Here is an 18463-nt window from a genome sequence, read left to right on the forward strand (position 1 = left end):
TTTGTTTATGCAGGAAGGATATGTTTTACCCAGAGATCAACAGCCACTGATGGCCAGTGAAAGGGAGCAATATTTGCTAATGGCCTATCCTTTTGAAATAGCTGTTTTTGAAGCAACGGAGCAAATGGAAGAAACCATTATTCGCTGGATGCGCCGAATCATTAGCAATAAATCTGTCTTTACGGTGCGGGTGCATCAGCAGATACAGGAAGATACCGGTCAGCTCCAGTTGTGCCTGGCCGATGAAGGTGCTTTTGCACAACTGGCGAATGAACTGAAAGTAGTGAGTCAGTTCATCAGCAGTTATCAGTGCAGGGAAATGTATTTTAATCTCCGGCCAGCTATTCAGCATCAATTGCTCTGCCATTCGCCCGGTTATACCATTACCGAACTGGTGTTGATGCGCAAACCATTCGGGCAGGAACAATACAAACAAGTAAACGTATTTGCTTTAAAACCCTGACGGATGCCCTTGCTTTGGATTCTTAGCTTTATTTTCGTTGAAACGAAGACCATTCATGGAATCCATCATTGAAGCAATAGGACAACTTTGTCAGCAGGCATTACAGCTGACACCAGACCGGATAGAAAAATTACCGCAAAGCGGAAGTGACCGAGTTTATTTCAGGGTATATAGTGCTACAAATACGTATATCGCTACTTACAATATCAACACCCGCGAAACAGCCACATTTGTTTATTTCAGTCAGCACTTTAAAAAAGCCCATCTTCCTGTTCCAGCTATTTTAGCAGTAAACGATACCAATACCATTTATTTACAGGAAGATTTGGGAACTGAATCACTGTTGAATAAACTGGAAGCAAGCGGACACGGTGAGTATGTATACCAGCTTTTTCAGAAAAGCCTTTCAGCATTGGCTCGCATGCAGGTACTAGGACATCAGGGTTTAGACTATAACTGGTGCTTAACAGCCAAGGAATTTGGTAAGCAAGCCATCATGAGTGATCTCTTGTATTTCAAGTATTATTTTCTGGACACCCTGCAATTGCCTTACGATAAACAGGCAATGCTGGATGATTTTGATGCATTGAGTACTTACTTAACACGTACGCAGAATAAGTATTTTATGTTCCGCGATTTTCAAAGCAGGAATATTATTGTACAAAACGATCAGGTACATTTTATTGATTATCAGGGAGGCATGCAAGGTGCATTGCAATACGATGTGGCATCCTTGTTGTGGCAGGCAAAAGCAGAATTAAGCGAGGAATGGAAAGACCAATTGCTGGAATATTATATGGATCAGGTAGATCCATTATTGCCCGAACCCGTAGACAGAATTACGTTTGTAAGTCAGTACAATGGCTATGTATTGATTCGTTTGTTACAGGTATTGGGTGCTTATGGATTTAGGGGCTTGTTTGAACGAAAAGCGCACTTTTTAGCGAGCATACCGCTGGCTTTACACAACCTGAAATTTTTCATTGAACACAAACGGGTGGGAATTGTAACACCTGAATTTGATCGTGTACTGAAGCTGGTAGTAGAAGACAGCATGATCAATAAATTTGTAGCACCACAGGCCAATGAAAAAACACCGCTGGTGATTACCATCAACAGCTTTAGCTATAAGCGCGGATTGCCCCATGATGATACAGAGAATGGAGGCGGGTTCATGTTTGATATGCGTGGTATTTTAAACCCGGGCCGATTTGATGAATACAAGAAGCAGAGCGGATTGGATAAACCTGTGCAGGACTTTTTAGAACAACGGACCAAAATGGGTAAGTTTCTAAACAGTGTCTGGGATTTAATAGACATCACGGTAGAAGATTATCTGAACAGGGATTTTGCGAATCTGATGATTAACTTCGGATGTACCGGCGGACAGCACAGAAGTGTATATGCCGCTGAACAAACAGCCAGGCATCTAAGAAATAAGTACAAAGTAAAAGTGGTATTAACACATACCAATCGTGAAAACTGGGTAAAATAAATCATGATATGAGAGCAATGATTTTTGCAGCAGGATTGGGTACCCGGTTAAAACCCTGGACCGATCATCATCCCAAGGCGCTGGCCATGGTGAATGGAAAAAGTTTATTGCAAAGAAATATTTTATACCTGCAGGAATATGGAATAACAGAGGTAGTAGTAAACGTGCATCACTTTGCCGATCAGATTGTTGATGCGGTTGAGCAGAATCGCGGATGGGGCTCTGCTATTACTATTTCCGATGAAACGGATATGGTGCTGGAAACCGGGGGAGGCTTAAAAAAAGCCGCACCACTTTTTGAAGGCGAAGAAAATATCGTCATCCTGAATGCAGATATATTGACCAACCTGCAATTGGATCAGATGGTATTGCAGCACAAGAAAACCAATGCACTGGCAACACTGGCCGTTTCGCAAAGAGAATCGTCTCGTTATTTTTTATTCGGATCCGATAGTAAATTAAAAGGCTGGACCAATACCAATACAGGTGAAGTAAAGCCTGAAGGCTTAGATATGGAAGGGTTATTCAAACGAGCTTTCAGTGGATTACATGTAATACAAACAGCCTTGCTTAAAAAAATAAGCAGAGAGGGAAAATTCTCAATGGTAGATGTATACCTTGATCTTTGTGCTGCAGAATCCATTTATGCTTTTGACCATACAGGTGCGCTATTGCTTGATGTAGGTAAACCGGAAAGCCTGGTAAAAGCGGCCAGTTTATTTGAGTAATGAGCAATAGTAAAATGAATCAGATACTTCATTTTGCCTTGATTGGCTGTGGCAGGATTTCTACAGAGCATCTCAGCCAAATTGCCCGTGTTGGCAAACTGGTAGCTGTAGTAGATGTTGATTTGTTGAAAGCGAAACAGACAGGTTTTCAATTTGGAGTTCCTTTTTTCACTAGTACTGTTCAATTGTATTCCTCTAAAATTGAGATGGATATTGTTGTTATAGCAACACCCAATGGACTCCATGCAGCGCAAGCCATTGAAGCGCTGGAAAATGGATATCATGTTTTAGTTGAAAAGCCAGTTGCATTAACAACATCTGATATTTCCCTTATACAAGCTGCTGCAGAAAAAGCGGGTAAAAATATTTATACGATAATGCAGAATCGGTTTAATCCACCGGTGCAAATGATTAAAGCATTGTTGCGTGAGCATGCTTTGGGTGCTATTCAAAATGTAAGAGTGAAATGTTTCTGGCATAGACCAGCTTCCTATTATACCGATAGTTGGCACGGAACTTTATTGCTCGATGGCGGTGTTTTGTATACACAGTACAGCCATTTTATTGATCTTCTTTGCTGGTTTCTCGGCAAAGGCAAATTGCTGGAAGCCAGCTTTAACAATCGTTTGCACGAAGGACTGATTGAATTTGAAGATGAAGGAAATCTGAAAATGATTTTTGAAAATAATATAAGTGTGCAAATGGAGTATGGCATTAACGAGCCGCAAATAAACCGGGAAGGATCCATAGAAATCATTGGTGAGAAGGGGCGGGTTAAAGCTGGAGGTGCTTACTTAAATGAATGGGATTATTCAACTGATGATAGTGTGTTGCAAAAAAAGATTGACTTACTGCTGAAAGCGTTTTTTTCTGTTACTAATACAGATGTAACTACTATGTCAAATTTGTACCAGCCATCATTCGAACCGAACAATTACGGAAATTATAAGGGTAGCATGCGCAATCATCACAAAGTGTATGATAATCTGGTGCAGTCGTTAAAGCATCAAGTGCCTTATTATACCACAATTGAAGAAGCAAAAAATACTATTGAACTGATTAATCTCATTTATCAGGCACGGTAATTGAACTAAATTGAATAAAATTTAGTGCCATGCTACCCACTTTTAATTTAATAGAGTCTTCTGTGCGCGATGTTCAGTTTGGAAAAAATGTAACCATTGTTGGACCTGTTAATATTTATGGTTGCATTATCGGCCATGATTCACGTGTAGGACCATTTACCGAAATACAATCCAATGTAACTATTGGTGAGCGATGTAAAATTCAGTCTCACAGTTTTATATGCAGTCTAGTAACCATTGGCAATGATTGCTTCATAGGACATGGAGTCATGTTTATCAATGATTTATTTTCAGAAGGAAGACCAGCAGGCGATGCATCTAAATGGCAAGCTACATTCATTGGAAATCATGTTTCCATAGGTAGCAATGCTACTATTTTACCTGTAACTATTTGTGACAATGTGGTCATTGGTGCAGGCGCTGTGGTTACAAAGGACATTAATGAGCCTGGGTTTTATGCAGGCAATCCCGCCAAAAAAATCCGATAATAGAATAGTAGGGTTAATGACTATGATAACCCCGCTTAATTGCTCAGTCTGATGGTATTAGACTTTGATATAGATTTTTTTCTTGTCTAATACATACACAATCAGCCAGTAAAAAGCAATCATACAGAGTGCGTATACTAAAGAGCCTACTCTGGCATCTTCTGCAATGGGTTTGCAAAGTGTATTATAAAACCAAGATAAAAAGCTGGTATAGTGTTTGGTGCCATCTGCATCCGTTTCAGATACCCATCTGAGTAAGCTAGATAATCTTGGCAAGAAGCCGCTCAATACAAAAATAAAAAGCGGGTTTTTCCCAAATACATCAAAGAAACGGCTCCATGCACCTTTAGCCCCTTTAAATTCAATGGCATAAATCATTACGCCAATGGTTAAAATGGCCAAACCTGTTGTATATAAAGTATAACTGCTGGTCCAGATTTTTTTATTGATGGGGAATACCAAGTCCCAGCAATACCCACTGAAAGTTAGCACCAAACCTGCAACAAAAAGGCTGCTAAGCATATCGGCGTTTTTCCCTTTCAACTGAATGTATTGACCAACTAAAAATCCAAAAATCACCTGTACAATAGCTGCAGGCGTGCTCATGAACCCTTCCGGATCAAACGGAACACCTTCTCCCTTGTAAATATGGGTAACGCCTAAAATATCTATATCAATGGCGGTTCCAAACCAGCCTTGTAAACTATATGGGTCACCGTCTGCACCCAATGCATAACAAACGAACCAGTAAAGCAACAGAATGGCCATGCCAATTACATAGGCGCCGCGGGTTTTTCCATAAAACACAATAACAGAAGCAAAGAAATAACAGAGTGCAATTCTTTGTAAAACGCCTAATATTCTTACGTTCTCCCATGTTTTAAAAACCAATTCTTCGCCATCCCATTTTACAAAAGGACTCCAGTGCAACAACACACCAATCCCAAAAATGAGTAGGGTTCTTTTGATTACTTTTTTCCAGAATTCAGCCGGGCCTGCTGCTTCAAAACGAGGCATCACAAATGCCATGGCATTGCCAACAGCAAACAAAAAGAAAGGGAATACCAGGTCTGTTGGCGTTACGCCATGCCAGGGTGCATGTTGTAAAGGGCCAAAAATATGCCCCCAGCTACCTGGATTATTAACTAAAATCATCAAGGCAACAGTTGCGCCTCTGAAAACGTCCAGTGAATAGTATCTGTTTCCCATAATTGGCTAAGTGTAAAAGCTAAGTTATACTAATTGGATATTGCTACCAATTTATGCTATATGCATTTTAGGTTGCATATTTGCATGAATCTAGGATCATGAAAAAAGCATTAATTACGGGCATCACCGGCCAGGACGGTGCATATTTAGCAGAACTGCTGCTGAAGAAGGGCTATGAAGTGCATGGAATCAAGCGCAGGAGTTCGCTTTTCAATACACAAAGAATCGATCATTTTTACGAGGACCCACATATTCCAGACCGACATATGGTACTGCATTACGGCGATTTAACTGATAGTACGAATTTGATTCGGATTATTCAGGAAGTGCAGCCCGATGAAATTTATAACCTTGCTGCCATGAGTCATGTGCATGTGAGTTTTGAAACACCCGAATACACCGCCAATGCGGATGGAGTGGGAGCATTGAGAATATTGGAGGCAATACGTTTGCTGGGGTTAACTAAAAAGACAAAATTCTATCAGGCATCTACCTCAGAATTATATGGATTGGTACAGGCTGTTCCGCAAAGTGAAACCACGCCATTTTATCCCAGAAGCCCTTATGCGGTAGCTAAGTTATATGCTTACTGGATTACAGTGAATTACAGAGAAGCCTATGGCATGTATGCCTGCAATGGAATTTTATTCAATCATGAAAGTCCGTTAAGAGGAGAAACTTTTGTAACCCGAAAAATTACCCGCGCCGTAGCCCGTATTTCGATGGGATTACAGGATGTTCTTTACTTAGGAAACCTAGATGCACAAAGAGATTGGGGGCATGCTAAAGATTATGTAGAAGGAATGTGGCTGATGTTGCAGCAAGAACAGCCAGAAGATTTTGTATTGGCAACTGGAGTTACTACTTATATCCGTGATTTTGTTAGAATGGCTTTCGCTGAAGTAGGAGTTACCCTGGCATTTAGTGGAGAGGGAGTGAATGAAATAGGTACAATTGCGGCTATTGAAAATGTGCAACACTCATCTATGAAAGTAGGACAGGTTGTGGTAAAAGTAGACCCTCGTTATTACAGACCTACTGAAGTTGATTTATTAATTGGAGATGCAACCAAGGCTAAGAAGAAATTAAACTGGTCGCCTAAATATACTTTAGCTGAAATGGTAAAAGAGATGGTGGCGGCAGATATTGTATTGTTTAAAAAAGAACAGTTGTTGAAAGACAATGGATTTGCAACAGAAAAGGAACATGAATAAGCAAGCAAAAATATATGTGGCCGGTCACAGAGGCATGGTGGGTAGCGCTATTGTCAGAAAGCTGGAAACTTTAGGTTATACTTCTATTATTACCCGAACTTCAAAGGAGCTGGATTTGAGGAATCAACAGGCTGTTGCTGATTTCTTTGCAACAGAAAAGCCCGACTATGTATTTCTGGCTGCAGCCAAAGTTGGTGGAATCGTTGCTAATAACACATATCGCGCAGAATTTATTTACGACAACCTTATGATGGAGAGTAATATTATTCATCAGAGTTATGTAAATGGTGTGCAAAAATTATTGTTTTTAGGTTCTTCCTGTATTTATCCTAAAATGGCCCCACAGCCGCTGAAAGAAGAATATTTACTCAGTGGCTATTTGGAAGAAACCAATCAACCCTATGCAATTGCAAAGATTGCAGGTATAGAATTATGTGACAGTTATCGTGCCCAGTATGGCTGTAATTTTATTTCTGCCATGCCCACGAATTTGTATGGTCCCAATGACAACTACGATCTGGAAAAAAGTCATGTATTGCCAGCCATGTTGCGTAAGTTCATTACTGCTAAAGCAAATGATGAAGCTACAGTTACAATCTGGGGATCAGGAACTCCAAGAAGAGAATTTCTGCATGTGGATGATCTGGCAGAAGCCTGTTTGTACCTGATGGAAAATTATAATGAAAAAGGTTTGGTAAATATTGGAACAGGAGTAGATGTGACTATTCTGGAACTTGCTCAGATGGTTAAAGAAATTACAGGCTATCAGGGTGAGATTGTGCTGGATGCTTCCAAACCTGATGGTACCCCCCGAAAACTAATGGATGTAAGCAAAATCAATGGATTTGGCTGGAAAGCCAGGATAGATTTATATCAGGGCATTTCAATGGTCTATGATTTGGTAAAAAATGCTCCTTGGAATAGCTCAGGAAAATAAGTAAGCATACAAAACAGTAACTTTATATTCATACAAAATTATTTATGTCTAAGAGAATCATCATTACCGGGGGCGCCGGTTTTATAGGCTCGCATGTTGTAAGATTATTCGTTAATAAATATCCTGATTATACTATTATTAACCTGGATGCGTTAACCTATGCTGGCAATCTGGAAAATCTACGTGATATTGAAAACAAACCCAATTATCATTTTGCCAAAGTGAATATACTGGACGTAAAAGCTGTGGAGGATTTGTTTGACCAATATCAGGTTACAGATATGATACATTTGGCAGCTGAGTCGCATGTAGATCGTTCCATTGTTTCTCCTTTGGATTTTGTGTACACCAATGTGATTGGGACTGTTAATTTGTTGAATACCGCAAAACAGAAGTGGGCAGCGGATTTGAGCAATCATCGTTTTTATCATGTATCAACGGATGAAGTATACGGAAGTCTGGGAACAGAGGGTTTGTTCACGGAAGAAACCGCCTATGATCCACGTTCGCCATATTCTGCAAGTAAAGCATCTTCCGATCATTTTGTAAAAGCTTATCATGAAACCTATCATTTGCCGGTTGTAATTACCAACTGTTCCAATAACTATGGGCCGTTTCATTTTCCGGAGAAACTGATCCCTTTGTTTATTAATAATATTTTGCAGGGGAAACCATTGCCTGTTTACGGAGATGGATTGTATACACGTGACTGGTTGTATGTGAAAGACCATGCGCTGGCCATTGATCTGGTATTCCATAAAGGAGTGAATGGAGAAACCTACAATATTGGTGGATTTAACGAATGGAAGAATATTGATCTGGTAAAATTATTGTGTCAGCAAATGGATGAAAAGCTGGGCAAGCCGGCAGGTACTAGCGAAAAACTAATTACCTATATCAAAGATCGCCCTGGTCACGACAGAAGGTATGCGATTGATGCTACCAAAATTAACCGTGAGCTGGGTTGGAAGCCAACGGTTACTTTCCAGCAGGGGTTGAGTGAAACCATTGATTGGTTCTTGGCCAATACCGAATGGCTGAACAACGTTACCAGTGGTAATTACCAGCATTATTACGAATCCATGTATAGTAACAAATAATCATGCAGATAGAGTATACCCCCATAGAAGGTTGTTTTATAATTCACGATACATTTTTTGGTGATAGTCGTGGGTATTTTTTTGAGAGTTTTAATAGAAGCACTTTTCTAGAGAAAACAGGCGTAGCAGTAGATTTTGTACAGGATAACCAGTCTCAGTCGGGCAGAGGTGTTTTGAGGGGCTTGCATTTTCAGCATGGAGAGTTTGCGCAAGCGAAACTAGTTCGTGTATTAAATGGAACTGTGCTGGATGTTGCGGTAGATTTAAGAAAAGACTCAAAAACTTTTGGTCAGCACGTAGCAGTAGAATTGAGTGGAGAGAGTCGTACGCAGTTTTTTGTGCCACGTGGTTTTGCACATGGTTTTGTAGTATTGAGTGAACAGGCAACATTTTTTTATAAGTGTGATAATTATTATCACAAAGCATCTGAAGGAGGCATTGCTTTCAATGACCCGGATCTGGGCATTGATTGGAAGTTGCCTGCTGATCAATTATTGCTTTCAGATAAAGACAAGGAACTGCCTTTTTTGAAAGACTGTATCAATAGCTTACAATTTTAAATATTTATACCGCAGATATGAAAGGAATCATTTTAGCAGGAGGATCAGGAACCAGGTTGTATCCAATTACCAAAGGAATCAGTAAGCAGCTGATGCCGGTATACGATAAGCCCATGATTTATTATCCGCTGTCGGTGTTGATGCTGGCAGGTATTAGGGAAATCCTGTTCATTACTACTCCGCAAGATTCCGATCAGTTCCAGCGATTATTGGGAGATGGTGCTGAAATTGGGTGTTCGTTCACGTATGCTGTTCAACACGAACCCAATGGATTGGCGCAGGCATTTGTGATTGGAGAGCAATTCATTGGGAACGATAAAGTTTGCCTGATCCTGGGGGATAATATTTTTTATGGGGCAGGTTTCAGTAAACTGGTGCAAAGCTTCAACGATGTAAACGGTGCGGCGGTATTTGCTTATGAAGTAAATGATCCGGAGCGATATGGTGTAGTTGAATTTGATGCAGATAAAAAAGCGATTTCCATAGAAGAGAAGCCGAAGCAGCCTAAATCTAATTATGCAGTACCAGGACTATATTTCTATGATAATTCAGTTGTGGAAATTGCCAAAAATATCAAGCCCTCACCCAGAGGCGAGTATGAGATAACCGATGTAAACCGTGTTTACCTGAACGCGGGAAAATTGCAGGTGGGTATTATGAACAGAGGTACAGCCTGGTTAGATACGGGTACTTTTGATTCATTTGCGGATGCCTGTGAATTTGTAAGAGTTATTGAGAAAAGACAGAGTCAGAAAATTGGTTGTATAGAGGAAGTAGCCTATCGTATGGGATTCATTGATCGCGTACAACTCATGGTTTTAGCTGAAAAATATGCTAAAAGTGGTTATGGTGAATACCTGAAGCGTTTAAAGGTTTTGTAGGTATTTTAAACAAAATCGGCAATGCAGCGTTACTAATGCTATGAATGCCTTTACAATCAAAGATTTAGAGAACCTGTCGGGTATTAAAGCGCATACCATCCGTATATGGGAACAGCGGTATTCGTTCCTTAACCCACAGCGTACAGAAACCAATATTCGCTATTATTCAGGCGATGAATTAAAGACGGTTTTGAACATAGCTTTACTGAATAAGTATGGGTTCAAGATTTCGCATATTGACCGCATGAGTGCGGATGAAATGCGTGAAAAAACCCTTAGTTTAAATCAGGCGCAAGCACAGCAGGAAAGAATTGTGAATGAATTGATCAGCTGCATGATCGACATGAAGCTGGAGGAATTTGAAATGCTTGTTGATGGCTATATCAAAACCAAGGGAATTGAAAAAACCATTCCACAGATTATTTTCCCTTTTCTGGAACGCATCGGAATACTCTGGCTCACCAACCACATCAATCCTGCTCAGGAGCACCTGGTAACGAATATTATTCGTCAGAAACTCATCATGGGTATCGAAACCTGTCAGACTCCCCTTACACAGCGAAAAACGGTCTTGTTGTTTTTGCCTGAGGGTGAACATCATGAGTTAGGTATTTTATTTACTTATTATCTGTTTAAGAGCCGAGGGGTTAAAGTGATTTACTTGGGTGCGAATGTACCATTGAAAGATGTAGAATATGTGGCCACTTTAAAGAAACCTGATTTCTTGTATTCCCATCTAACTTCTGTTGCGCACAATTTTAATTTTGAGAAGTTCTTAGTGAACGTACAAAATAGAATACCAGAGTTCTCCGTAATTGTTTCAGGGGCTTTGACTCAGTCTTACAAAAAACGGGTACCAACCAATGTGACTTTCAAGAAGTCTTTGGCAGAAGTAACTGAATATATAGGCACTTTGTAAGCATTTATGCCGCTACATACGATTTAAGTATAATGTTTAAACAACAATTAACCAGCCCGCTATATGCGGGCTGGTTTGTTTAACAAATATTTTTAAAAAATTAAACAAAATACAGGGGCATTACCGAATTATATGTTTAGCTTTATGCTTCAAATTATTAAACAATACGCCATGTCTACGCTAGATTTTAATCAAATGTTGGTCAATAATGCGGATTTTTTGAAACCTTTCGCGGTTACTTTAACGCGCGATCAGGAAGCGGCAAAAGACTTGTATCAGGAAACTTTATTCCGGGCATTGGCTAACAAAGACAAGTACAATGTAGGAACGAATATTAAGGCATGGTTGTACACCATCATGCGTAATATTTTCATCAATAACTACAGAAGAAAGTCTAAACAGTCTACCATCTTTGATAATACCCCCAATGAATTTCTATTAGACTTCAATCAGGGTGCAGTAGCCAACGAAGCCATTGCAAATATTAATATGAAAGAAGTAAAGCAGGCGATTCACAATCTTCCTGAGATTTTTAAAAATCCATTTCTTTTATATTTTGATGGTTACAAATACCATGAAATTGCAGAAATGCTGGATGAACCTTTAGGTACAATCAAGAGCAGGATTCACTTTGCCAGAAAACTGTTGAAATCTCATATTCAGCGTTTCTAAGAATTTTCATTAACTTACTCGTCAAGTGAAGCAAAAGCAAGCGATCGTAATCGGCAGCGGTTTCGCAGGTATGTCTGCGGCCTCATTTCTAGCCAGATCGGGCTGGAAAGTTATGGTATTGGAACAACATAATATGCCGGGAGGCAGAGCCCGCAAATTTGAAGCAGCAGGCTTTACATTTGATATGGGGCCCAGCTGGTATTGGATGCCAGATGTATTCGAGCGATATTTTCAGCAATTTGGAAAAGAAGTCAGCGACTACTACCAATTGGAAAGACTGGATCCATCCTATCGTGTTTACTGGCCTGATGGCATTACAGATATCCCCGCAAACTATATTGAATTAAAAGCCCTTTTTGAAAAATTGGAACCTGGTGCCGGTGAGCAGCTAGACCTGTTCATGAAAGAAGCGGCCTATAAATATGAAGTTGGGGTAAATAAACTCGTATTTAAACCGGGTCAATCCTTGTTGGAATTTTTAGACCTTGATTTAATAAAAGGGGTATTCAAGCTGGATGTTTTCAATTCTATGAAAGCTCATGTGGGCAAGTATTTCAAGAATCCGAAGCTGGTAGAATTGATGGAATTTCCCGTTTTGTTTTTAGGTGCATTGCCCGAACACACTCCTGCATTATACAGTTTAATGAACTATGCCGATATTAAAGGAGGAACCTGGTATCCGCAAAAAGGAATGTATGAAATTGCAAAAGCCATGTATGATTTGGCGGTATCATTGGGCGTAGAATTTAGGTTTAATCATTCTGTTACAGGCATTAATATTAAAGATGGGGTAGCAAATTCTGTTTCCTGCCTGGTGAATACACCTGCAGGCAAAACAAGTGTGGCAATTGATGCTGATGTGGTAGTTGGTGGAGCCGATTATCATCATGTTGAAACTGTTTTGTTACCAAGTGAATATCAATCCTATTCAGCTGCTTATTGGAATAAGCGTGTGATGGCTCCCAGTTGTTTGTTGTATTATATCGGGTTAAATAAAAAACTGGAGGGCATAACGCACCATTCCTTGTATTTTGATACCGATTTTAGTTTGCATGGTAAAGAAATTTACACAACCAAGGAATGGCCAACCAATCCACTGTTTTATTTGTGCGCACCTTCAGTAACAGATAAAACGGTTGCGCCAGAAGGATGCGAAAACTTATTTTTATTAATACCTGTGGCAACTGGTTTAACCGGGGATACGGAAGAACTAAGAGAGAAGTATTTTCAGCAGATAATTAAAAGAGTAGAGGAACAAATTGGCCAGTCAATACAAGATGCTATTATTTATAAAAGGACTTTTGCCCAAAGCAATTTCATTGAAGATTATAACGCTTTCAAAGGAAATGCTTATGGTTTAGCGAACACTTTACTGCAAACTGCTGTTTTAAAGCCGTCATGCAGAAGTAAAAAAGTTAAAAACTTATTCTTTACAGGACAATTAACCGTTCCGGGTCCGGGAGTTCCTCCCAGTCTGATCAGCGGTGAAGTAGTAGCTAAAGAAATTACCAAATTATATGATTAAACTGTTTCATCAGGTAAGTCAGGAATGCAGCAGAATTACTACGGAGCTGTATAGCACGAGTTTTTCTTCGTCCATTCGGCTCTTGCATAAAGATCTTAGAACGCCCATTTTTAATATTTATGGGTTTGTAAGATTTGCAGACGAAATAGTGGACACTTTTCATGAATTTGACAAAGTAAAATTGCTGACTGATTTTAAAAAGGCTACTTATGAAGCCATTGAGCAAAAAATTTCACTTAATCCTATTTTGCACAGCTTCCAGTTAACGGTGAATGAATACAATATTGACCATTCATTAATTGATGCCTTCCTGAAGAGCATGGAGATGGATTTGGGTAAGAAGCAGTATGATAGAAACGGGTATGAGGAATATATCTATGGAAGTGCCGAAGTAGTTGGCTTAATGTGTTTGTACGTTTTTTGCAATGGCGATAAAAATAGCTATGAACAGCTTAAACCTTATGCCTGCAGTCTGGGCTCTGCTTTTCAGAAAGTAAACTTTCTTCGTGATCTGAAAGCAGATTTTGAGGGATTAGACAGGATGTATTTTCCAGGTTGCGACTTCAGTAATTTCACACAGGAAGACAAACTAAAAATTGAGCAGGATATTCAGCGTGATTTTGATCATGCATATGAAGGAATTGTTCAATTGCCTCTTAAAGCAAGATTTGGCGTATATGTAGCATATAAATATTATTTAAGTCTGTTCAAAAAAATCAAAAAGCTACAGCCACAGAAGATATTAGACACCAGGGTGAGAATTCCCGATCATGGTAAGGTTTTCATTCTGGCCAAAGCGGGTATTCGTAGTCAACTAAACCTGCTATAATCCAATGACAGAACTAGTGATTCTGGTAAATGAAGCTGACGAAGAAATTGGTTTCATGGAAAAAATGGAAGCTCATGAGAAGGCCTTATTACACAGAGCATTCAGTGTATTTGTTTTCAATAGCTCCGGAGAAATGTTATTGCAGCAAAGAGCCAGTGAAAAATACCACAGCGCTAATCTGTGGACCAATACCTGTTGCAGTCATCCCAGACCAGGCGAATCTGTTGCGCAGGCAGCGAATCGCAGACTAAAGGAAGAAATGGGTTTCCAGACACCTTTGCAAAAAGCCTTTGACTTTGTATATAAAGCACCTTTTGATAACGGCTTAACTGAATACGAATTTGATCATGTATTTATTGGAACTTATGAAGGAAGTATTGAAATGAATCCTTCGGAAGTACAAGCCCATGCTTTTCGTAGCTTTGATACAATAGAAACCATGATTCAAGCCCAGCCAGCACAATTTACTTCCTGGTTTTTAATAGCATTTCCGAAAGTTAAAGCCTGGTGGCAAGAAAAATATCGCTAAAGGAATGAGTGAAAATTCGTCCAGTAAAAATGCAATTGTTATAGGTGCGGGTATCGCAGGCCTGGCATCTGCCATACGTCTGCAGGTAATGGGGTACGAAGTAACAGTGTATGAGAAAAACAACTATCCGGGTGGAAAACTGAGCCATTTTGAAATAAATGGATATCAATTTGACGCAGGTCCCAGTTTATTTACCAGACCAAAGTTGATTGAAGAATTATTTGTATTGGCCAATGAGCCAATGGAAAACTATTTCTCTTACGAACGTGTGCCAGTTGCTTGTCATTATTTTTATCAGGATGGCACCCTGATAAAAGCATATGCGGATCATGAGAAATTTGCAGAAGAAATACAGGTAAAAACAGGGGAGCCAGCTGAGCATGTACACGAATATTTACGACACTCGGCCAATGCATATGAAAACATTGCAGATATATTTCTAAAATATACATTGCATCGCTTGTCAACCTTATTTAAAGCGCCTGTAGCCAAAGCCATTCAATATCTGAAATGGCCTTATCTCTTTACCAGTTTACATCAGTACAATCAATCCAGATTTCAATCATCCAAATTGGTGCAACTCTTTAACAGATATGCTACCTATAATGGCAGCAATCCTTACAAAGCACCGGCCATGCTTTCTTTGATTCCTCATTTGGAACACAATGAAGGAACTTTCTATCCAAAAGGAGGAATGATCAGCATTACACGTGCCTTGTTTGCACTTGCAGAAAAGAAAGGAGTGAAGTTCATATTTGATACTCCGGTAGATAAGATTATTCGTGCAAATAACCAAGTTCAAGGCGTTGTAGTGAATGGAGAAAATATAATGGCCAATCTGGTAGTAAGTAATATGGATGTTTATTTTACCTATCAGCATTTATTGGGTGAGCCATTGAAAGCTAAAAAAATATTGAAGCAGGAAAGAAGCAGTAGTGCATTTATTTTTTATTGGGGCATGAGCAAAACTTTTGAGCAACTGAGTTTGCATAATATTTTTTTCAGCGAGCAATACGAAGCAGAATTTAATTCTTTGTTTCATACATGTCAGCCTTTTGCCGACCCTACTGTATACATCAACATTACAAGCAAATGTGAGCCTGGTATCCAGGCACCTTCAGAGAAAGAAAACTGGTTTGTAATGGTCAATGCACCTGCAAATAATGGCCAGGATTGGGATGCTATTCGCGATTTTTACAAAAAAGCAATACTGCAAAAACTGAATAGTATTATAGGAGAAGATATAGCTAAGTACATAGAAGTGGAAGAAGTATTAAGCCCTGTGAGTATCGAAACAAAAACTGCATCCTATATGGGTTCTTTGTACGGAACTAGTTCTAATAGCAAGATGGCGGCTTTTATGCGTCACCCTAATTTCAGTAATACCATAAAAGGTTTGTACTTTGTAGGAGGAAGTGTACACCCCGGAGGTGGAATTCCTCTCTGTTTGTCTAGTGCAGCAATTATGTCAGATTTAGTAAAAGCCGATGTTGTATAATAAGCCAGCCATACCATTGTTCATAGCCATCTTGTTTCATTTTATGGGTGTGCTGGGTATTTTGTTCACCCCTTATAAGGAATGGTTCATCGCCAACACTCCACTAACACTTATTTTGATGGGAATATTGCTGGCTGCCAGTCAGGAAAAAATTGAAAAAGGTTTTGTGCTGTTTTTTATTCTTGCTTTTGTAACCGGTATGGTTACAGAAATGATAGGTGTAAATACAGGGATCTTATTTGGGGATTATGTATATGGAACCGTGATGGGCCCTCAATTATTGGGCGTACCCTTTTTGATTGGTATGAACTGGTTTGTGATTGTGTTTTGCTGTGGATCGCTCATGAACAAATTGAACAAAGTAATGCTGGCTAAATATGAAGCCCCAATACCAGTTGCCATCATTAAGTGGTCTGTTATTATTGATGGTGCAGTGTTGGCTACTTTTTTTGACTGGTTGATGGAGCCGGTAGCCATAAAGCTAGGGTTCTGGTCCTGGGAAGGTGGTGGTATTCCTATGTTGAATTATGTCTGCTGGTTTGGGATAAGCGCCATTTTATTGGCAGTTCAGCAACAGCTTAAATTAAAGGCCCAAAACCATTTTGCCATACACTTGTTAATTATACAGGCACTCTTTTTTCTGTCACTTAGAATATTTTTATAGCATGTGGTATGTACTTTTTACTTTATTGGTATTCGTATTAATGGAAGGGATTACCTGGTTAACCCATCGCTATGTAATGCATGGATTTCTCTGGTATTTGCATGAAGACCATCATCAGAAAGGTCCGGGATTCTGGGAGAAAAATGATGCTTTTTTTGTCATTTTTGCCATACCAAGCTGGCTATGTATTATGTTGGGGAGTATGAATCAGAATTACTGGGTAGTAAGTATTGGTGCCGGAATTGCTATGTATGGATTTGCCTACTTCCTTGTTCATGAAATTATCATACACCAGCGTATCAAATTATTTACCCGCAGTAATAATCGCTATATCAGAGCCATTCGCTGGGCACATAAAATGCACCACAAACACCTCAATAAAGAAGAAGGTGAAAGCTTCGGTATGCTAATAGTTGCAAAGAAGTATTGGGATAAAATCAGACGCGACGAAAAGCTAAAAGCTGTATAAGCCTTGAATAATCAATACGACTTCATTATTGCCGGAGCAGGCTGTGCAGGAATGAGCTTACTTTTACGGTTGGCCAGTGATCCATTTTTTTCCTCTAAGAAAATATTGGTACTAGATTCAGATGATAAGACCGTGAATGATAGAACCTGGTGTTTCTGGGAAAAAGACCCCGATATTTTCGAGCCAATTGTTCATCATCAATGGAATGAGCTGGATTTTTTCTCTAATCACTTTTCTACCGTACTCGATATTGCTCCCTACAAGTATAAAATGATTAGAGGCATTGATTTTTATGCCTATGTAAAGAATGCAATTGCAGCAGCCCCTAATATTGAATGGAGAAAGGCTTCGATAAAAAAGCCATTGAAACATACAACACAAAACTTAGCTGGTGTTGAATTAACAGACGGTACCCTTATTTACGCAAGCTTTGTTTTCAGTAGTATTTTATTTGAACCTATTCAAACAGCACCATCAGACTATCACTTTCTGCAACATTTTACCGGGTGGGAAATTGAAACTGCTTCACCCTGTTTTAACCCGGGAAAAGCAGTCTTTATGGATTTTAGGGTAGGTCAAGAACAGGGTACTACTTTCATGTATGTATTACCCACTTCAACCACAAAGGCATTGGTTGAATACACTTTGTTTACTGAACAGCTTTTGCCGGATGAAGCATACGAAAAAGCACTCAGAAATTATATCGGAAGTGAATTACAAATTCAGGACTATACCATTGTGCACCGTGAAAAAGGTATAATCCCAATGACCACACACAACTTTCCGCGATATCAGGATAATCATATTTATATTGGTATTGCAGGGGGAGAGGCAAAAGCGAGTAGTGGCTATGCCTTCAAGTCTATACAAAAACGTACGGCAGCAATTGTGAAGGCATTGAAGGAAGGGAGATCTTTAGCAATCAATAAATCCTTTTCTGAAAAAAAAGGTCATTTGTATGATGCTGTTTTATTACACGTGCTGCATTATAAAAAAATGCCGGGTGATCTTATTTTTGCTTCCATCTTCAAGGGAAACAAAGCTTCAAGTGTTTTGTCTTTTTTAGATAATGAGAGTGATGTATTAACCGATCTCAAAATTATGAGCAGTGTGCCCACCCGTATTTTCCTTCCCGCTGCATTACAGGAAATAGTCAGTCAGGGCAAGCGTTGATCTGTCTCTTACCATCATATTTTGT

Annotated in this window: 20 protein-coding genes; 19 read left to right on the forward strand and 1 reads right to left on the reverse strand. The window is 39.4% G+C overall.

Going from position 1 to position 18463, the window contains the following annotated elements; translation table 11 throughout:
- Positions 1-7 precede the first annotated feature (7 nt).
- The 5 genes from TEGAF0_RS11465 to TEGAF0_RS13585 are packed head-to-tail and all read left to right on the forward strand — an operon-like array spanning position 8 to position 4259.
- Complete coding sequence (locus TEGAF0_RS11465) at positions 8-463, forward strand: hypothetical protein (RefSeq protein WP_264898372.1); 456 nt, start codon at positions 8-10, stop codon at positions 461-463.
- 55 nt (positions 464-518) lie between these two features.
- Complete coding sequence (locus TEGAF0_RS11470) at positions 519-1958, forward strand: RapZ C-terminal domain-containing protein (protein WP_264898374.1); 1440 nt, start codon at positions 519-521, stop codon at positions 1956-1958.
- Positions 1959-1966: 8 nt separating this feature from the next.
- On the forward strand, positions 1967-2686 hold the full coding sequence (locus tag TEGAF0_RS11475; protein ID WP_264898376.1) for a nucleotidyltransferase family protein: 720 nt from the start codon (positions 1967-1969) through the stop codon (positions 2684-2686).
- Positions 2686-3771 carry a Gfo/Idh/MocA family protein gene (locus tag TEGAF0_RS11480; protein ID WP_264898378.1) on the forward strand — a complete coding sequence of 362 codons (1086 nt, stop codon included), beginning with the start codon at positions 2686-2688 and terminating at the stop codon, positions 3769-3771. Before TEGAF0_RS11475 ends, TEGAF0_RS11480 begins: the two co-directional genes overlap by 1 nt.
- 29 nt (positions 3772-3800) lie before the next feature.
- On the forward strand, positions 3801-4259 hold the full coding sequence (locus tag TEGAF0_RS13585) for an acyltransferase (RefSeq protein WP_272501738.1): 459 nt from the start codon (positions 3801-3803) through the stop codon (positions 4257-4259).
- Between the two features lie 57 nt (positions 4260-4316).
- On the opposite strand, the gene TEGAF0_RS11495 is transcribed toward TEGAF0_RS13585, so the two are convergent.
- Entirely contained in the window at positions 4317-5468 is a 1152-nt protein-coding gene (locus TEGAF0_RS11495; protein ID WP_264898380.1) for an acyltransferase family protein, read from the reverse strand.
- A 98-nt stretch (positions 5469-5566) separates the two neighbouring features.
- Here TEGAF0_RS11495 and gmd point away from each other — a divergent pair, with 98 nt between their 5' ends.
- The 14 genes from gmd to TEGAF0_RS11565 all read left to right on the forward strand — a co-directional run bounded on the left by gmd (position 5567) and on the right by TEGAF0_RS11565 (position 18438).
- Positions 5567-6682, forward strand: a complete 1116-nt coding sequence (gene gmd / locus TEGAF0_RS11500) for a GDP-mannose 4,6-dehydratase (protein ID WP_264898382.1) — start codon at positions 5567-5569, stop codon at positions 6680-6682.
- The gene (locus TEGAF0_RS11505; RefSeq protein ID WP_264898384.1) at positions 6675-7619 is read left to right on the forward strand and encodes a GDP-L-fucose synthase family protein; all 945 of its coding nucleotides are present in this window, start codon (positions 6675-6677) and stop codon (positions 7617-7619) included. The genes gmd and TEGAF0_RS11505 overlap by 8 nt, the downstream gene beginning before the upstream one ends.
- 44 nt (positions 7620-7663) lie before the next feature.
- A complete protein-coding gene (rfbB, locus tag TEGAF0_RS11510; protein ID WP_264898385.1) occupies positions 7664-8719 on the forward strand; it encodes a dTDP-glucose 4,6-dehydratase in 1056 nt (351 codons plus the stop codon).
- A 2-nt stretch (positions 8720-8721) separates the two neighbouring features.
- Positions 8722-9279: a dTDP-4-dehydrorhamnose 3,5-epimerase gene (gene rfbC / locus TEGAF0_RS11515; protein WP_264898386.1), complete on the forward strand. Its 558-nt coding sequence runs from the start codon at positions 8722-8724 to the stop codon at positions 9277-9279.
- A gap of 17 nt (positions 9280-9296) precedes the next feature.
- A complete protein-coding gene (gene rfbA, locus TEGAF0_RS11520) occupies positions 9297-10160 on the forward strand; it encodes a glucose-1-phosphate thymidylyltransferase RfbA (protein WP_264898388.1) in 864 nt (287 codons plus the stop codon).
- 40 nt (positions 10161-10200) lie between these two features.
- Positions 10201-11079 carry a MerR family transcriptional regulator gene (locus TEGAF0_RS11525; protein WP_264898389.1) on the forward strand — a complete coding sequence of 293 codons (879 nt, stop codon included), beginning with the start codon at positions 10201-10203 and terminating at the stop codon, positions 11077-11079.
- Positions 11080-11250: 171 nt separating this feature from the next.
- A complete protein-coding gene (locus TEGAF0_RS11530) occupies positions 11251-11751 on the forward strand; it encodes an RNA polymerase sigma factor (RefSeq protein WP_026750948.1) in 501 nt (166 codons plus the stop codon).
- 25 nt (positions 11752-11776) lie between these two features.
- The gene (locus tag TEGAF0_RS11535; RefSeq protein WP_264898392.1) at positions 11777-13276 is read left to right on the forward strand and encodes a phytoene desaturase family protein; all 1500 of its coding nucleotides are present in this window, start codon (positions 11777-11779) and stop codon (positions 13274-13276) included.
- Positions 13269-14105 (forward strand): phytoene/squalene synthase family protein, encoded by an 837-nt coding sequence (locus TEGAF0_RS11540; protein WP_264898394.1) that lies wholly within the window; start codon positions 13269-13271, stop codon positions 14103-14105. Before TEGAF0_RS11535 ends, TEGAF0_RS11540 begins: the two co-directional genes overlap by 8 nt.
- Before the next feature lie 4 nt (positions 14106-14109).
- Positions 14110-14634, forward strand: coding sequence for an isopentenyl-diphosphate Delta-isomerase (idi, locus tag TEGAF0_RS11545; RefSeq protein WP_264898396.1), 525 nt, complete (start codon positions 14110-14112; stop codon positions 14632-14634).
- Between the two features lie 4 nt (positions 14635-14638).
- Positions 14639-16132: a 1-hydroxycarotenoid 3,4-desaturase CrtD gene (gene crtD / locus TEGAF0_RS11550; protein ID WP_264898398.1), complete on the forward strand. Its 1494-nt coding sequence runs from the start codon at positions 14639-14641 to the stop codon at positions 16130-16132.
- On the forward strand, positions 16122-16796 hold the full coding sequence (locus TEGAF0_RS11555; RefSeq protein ID WP_264898400.1) for a carotenoid biosynthesis protein: 675 nt from the start codon (positions 16122-16124) through the stop codon (positions 16794-16796). Before crtD ends, TEGAF0_RS11555 begins: the two co-directional genes overlap by 11 nt.
- A gap of 1 nt (position 16797) precedes the next feature.
- Positions 16798-17265 (forward strand): sterol desaturase family protein, encoded by a 468-nt coding sequence (locus tag TEGAF0_RS11560; RefSeq protein WP_264898402.1) that lies wholly within the window; start codon positions 16798-16800, stop codon positions 17263-17265.
- Positions 17266-17268: 3 nt separating this feature from the next.
- Positions 17269-18438, forward strand: coding sequence for a lycopene cyclase family protein (locus TEGAF0_RS11565; RefSeq protein ID WP_264898404.1), 1170 nt, complete (start codon positions 17269-17271; stop codon positions 18436-18438).
- Positions 18439-18463: the final 25 nt, after the last annotated feature.

The organism is Sediminibacterium sp. TEGAF015 (assembly GCF_025997995.1).
Taxonomy (GTDB): domain Bacteria; phylum Bacteroidota; class Bacteroidia; order Chitinophagales; family Chitinophagaceae; genus Sediminibacterium.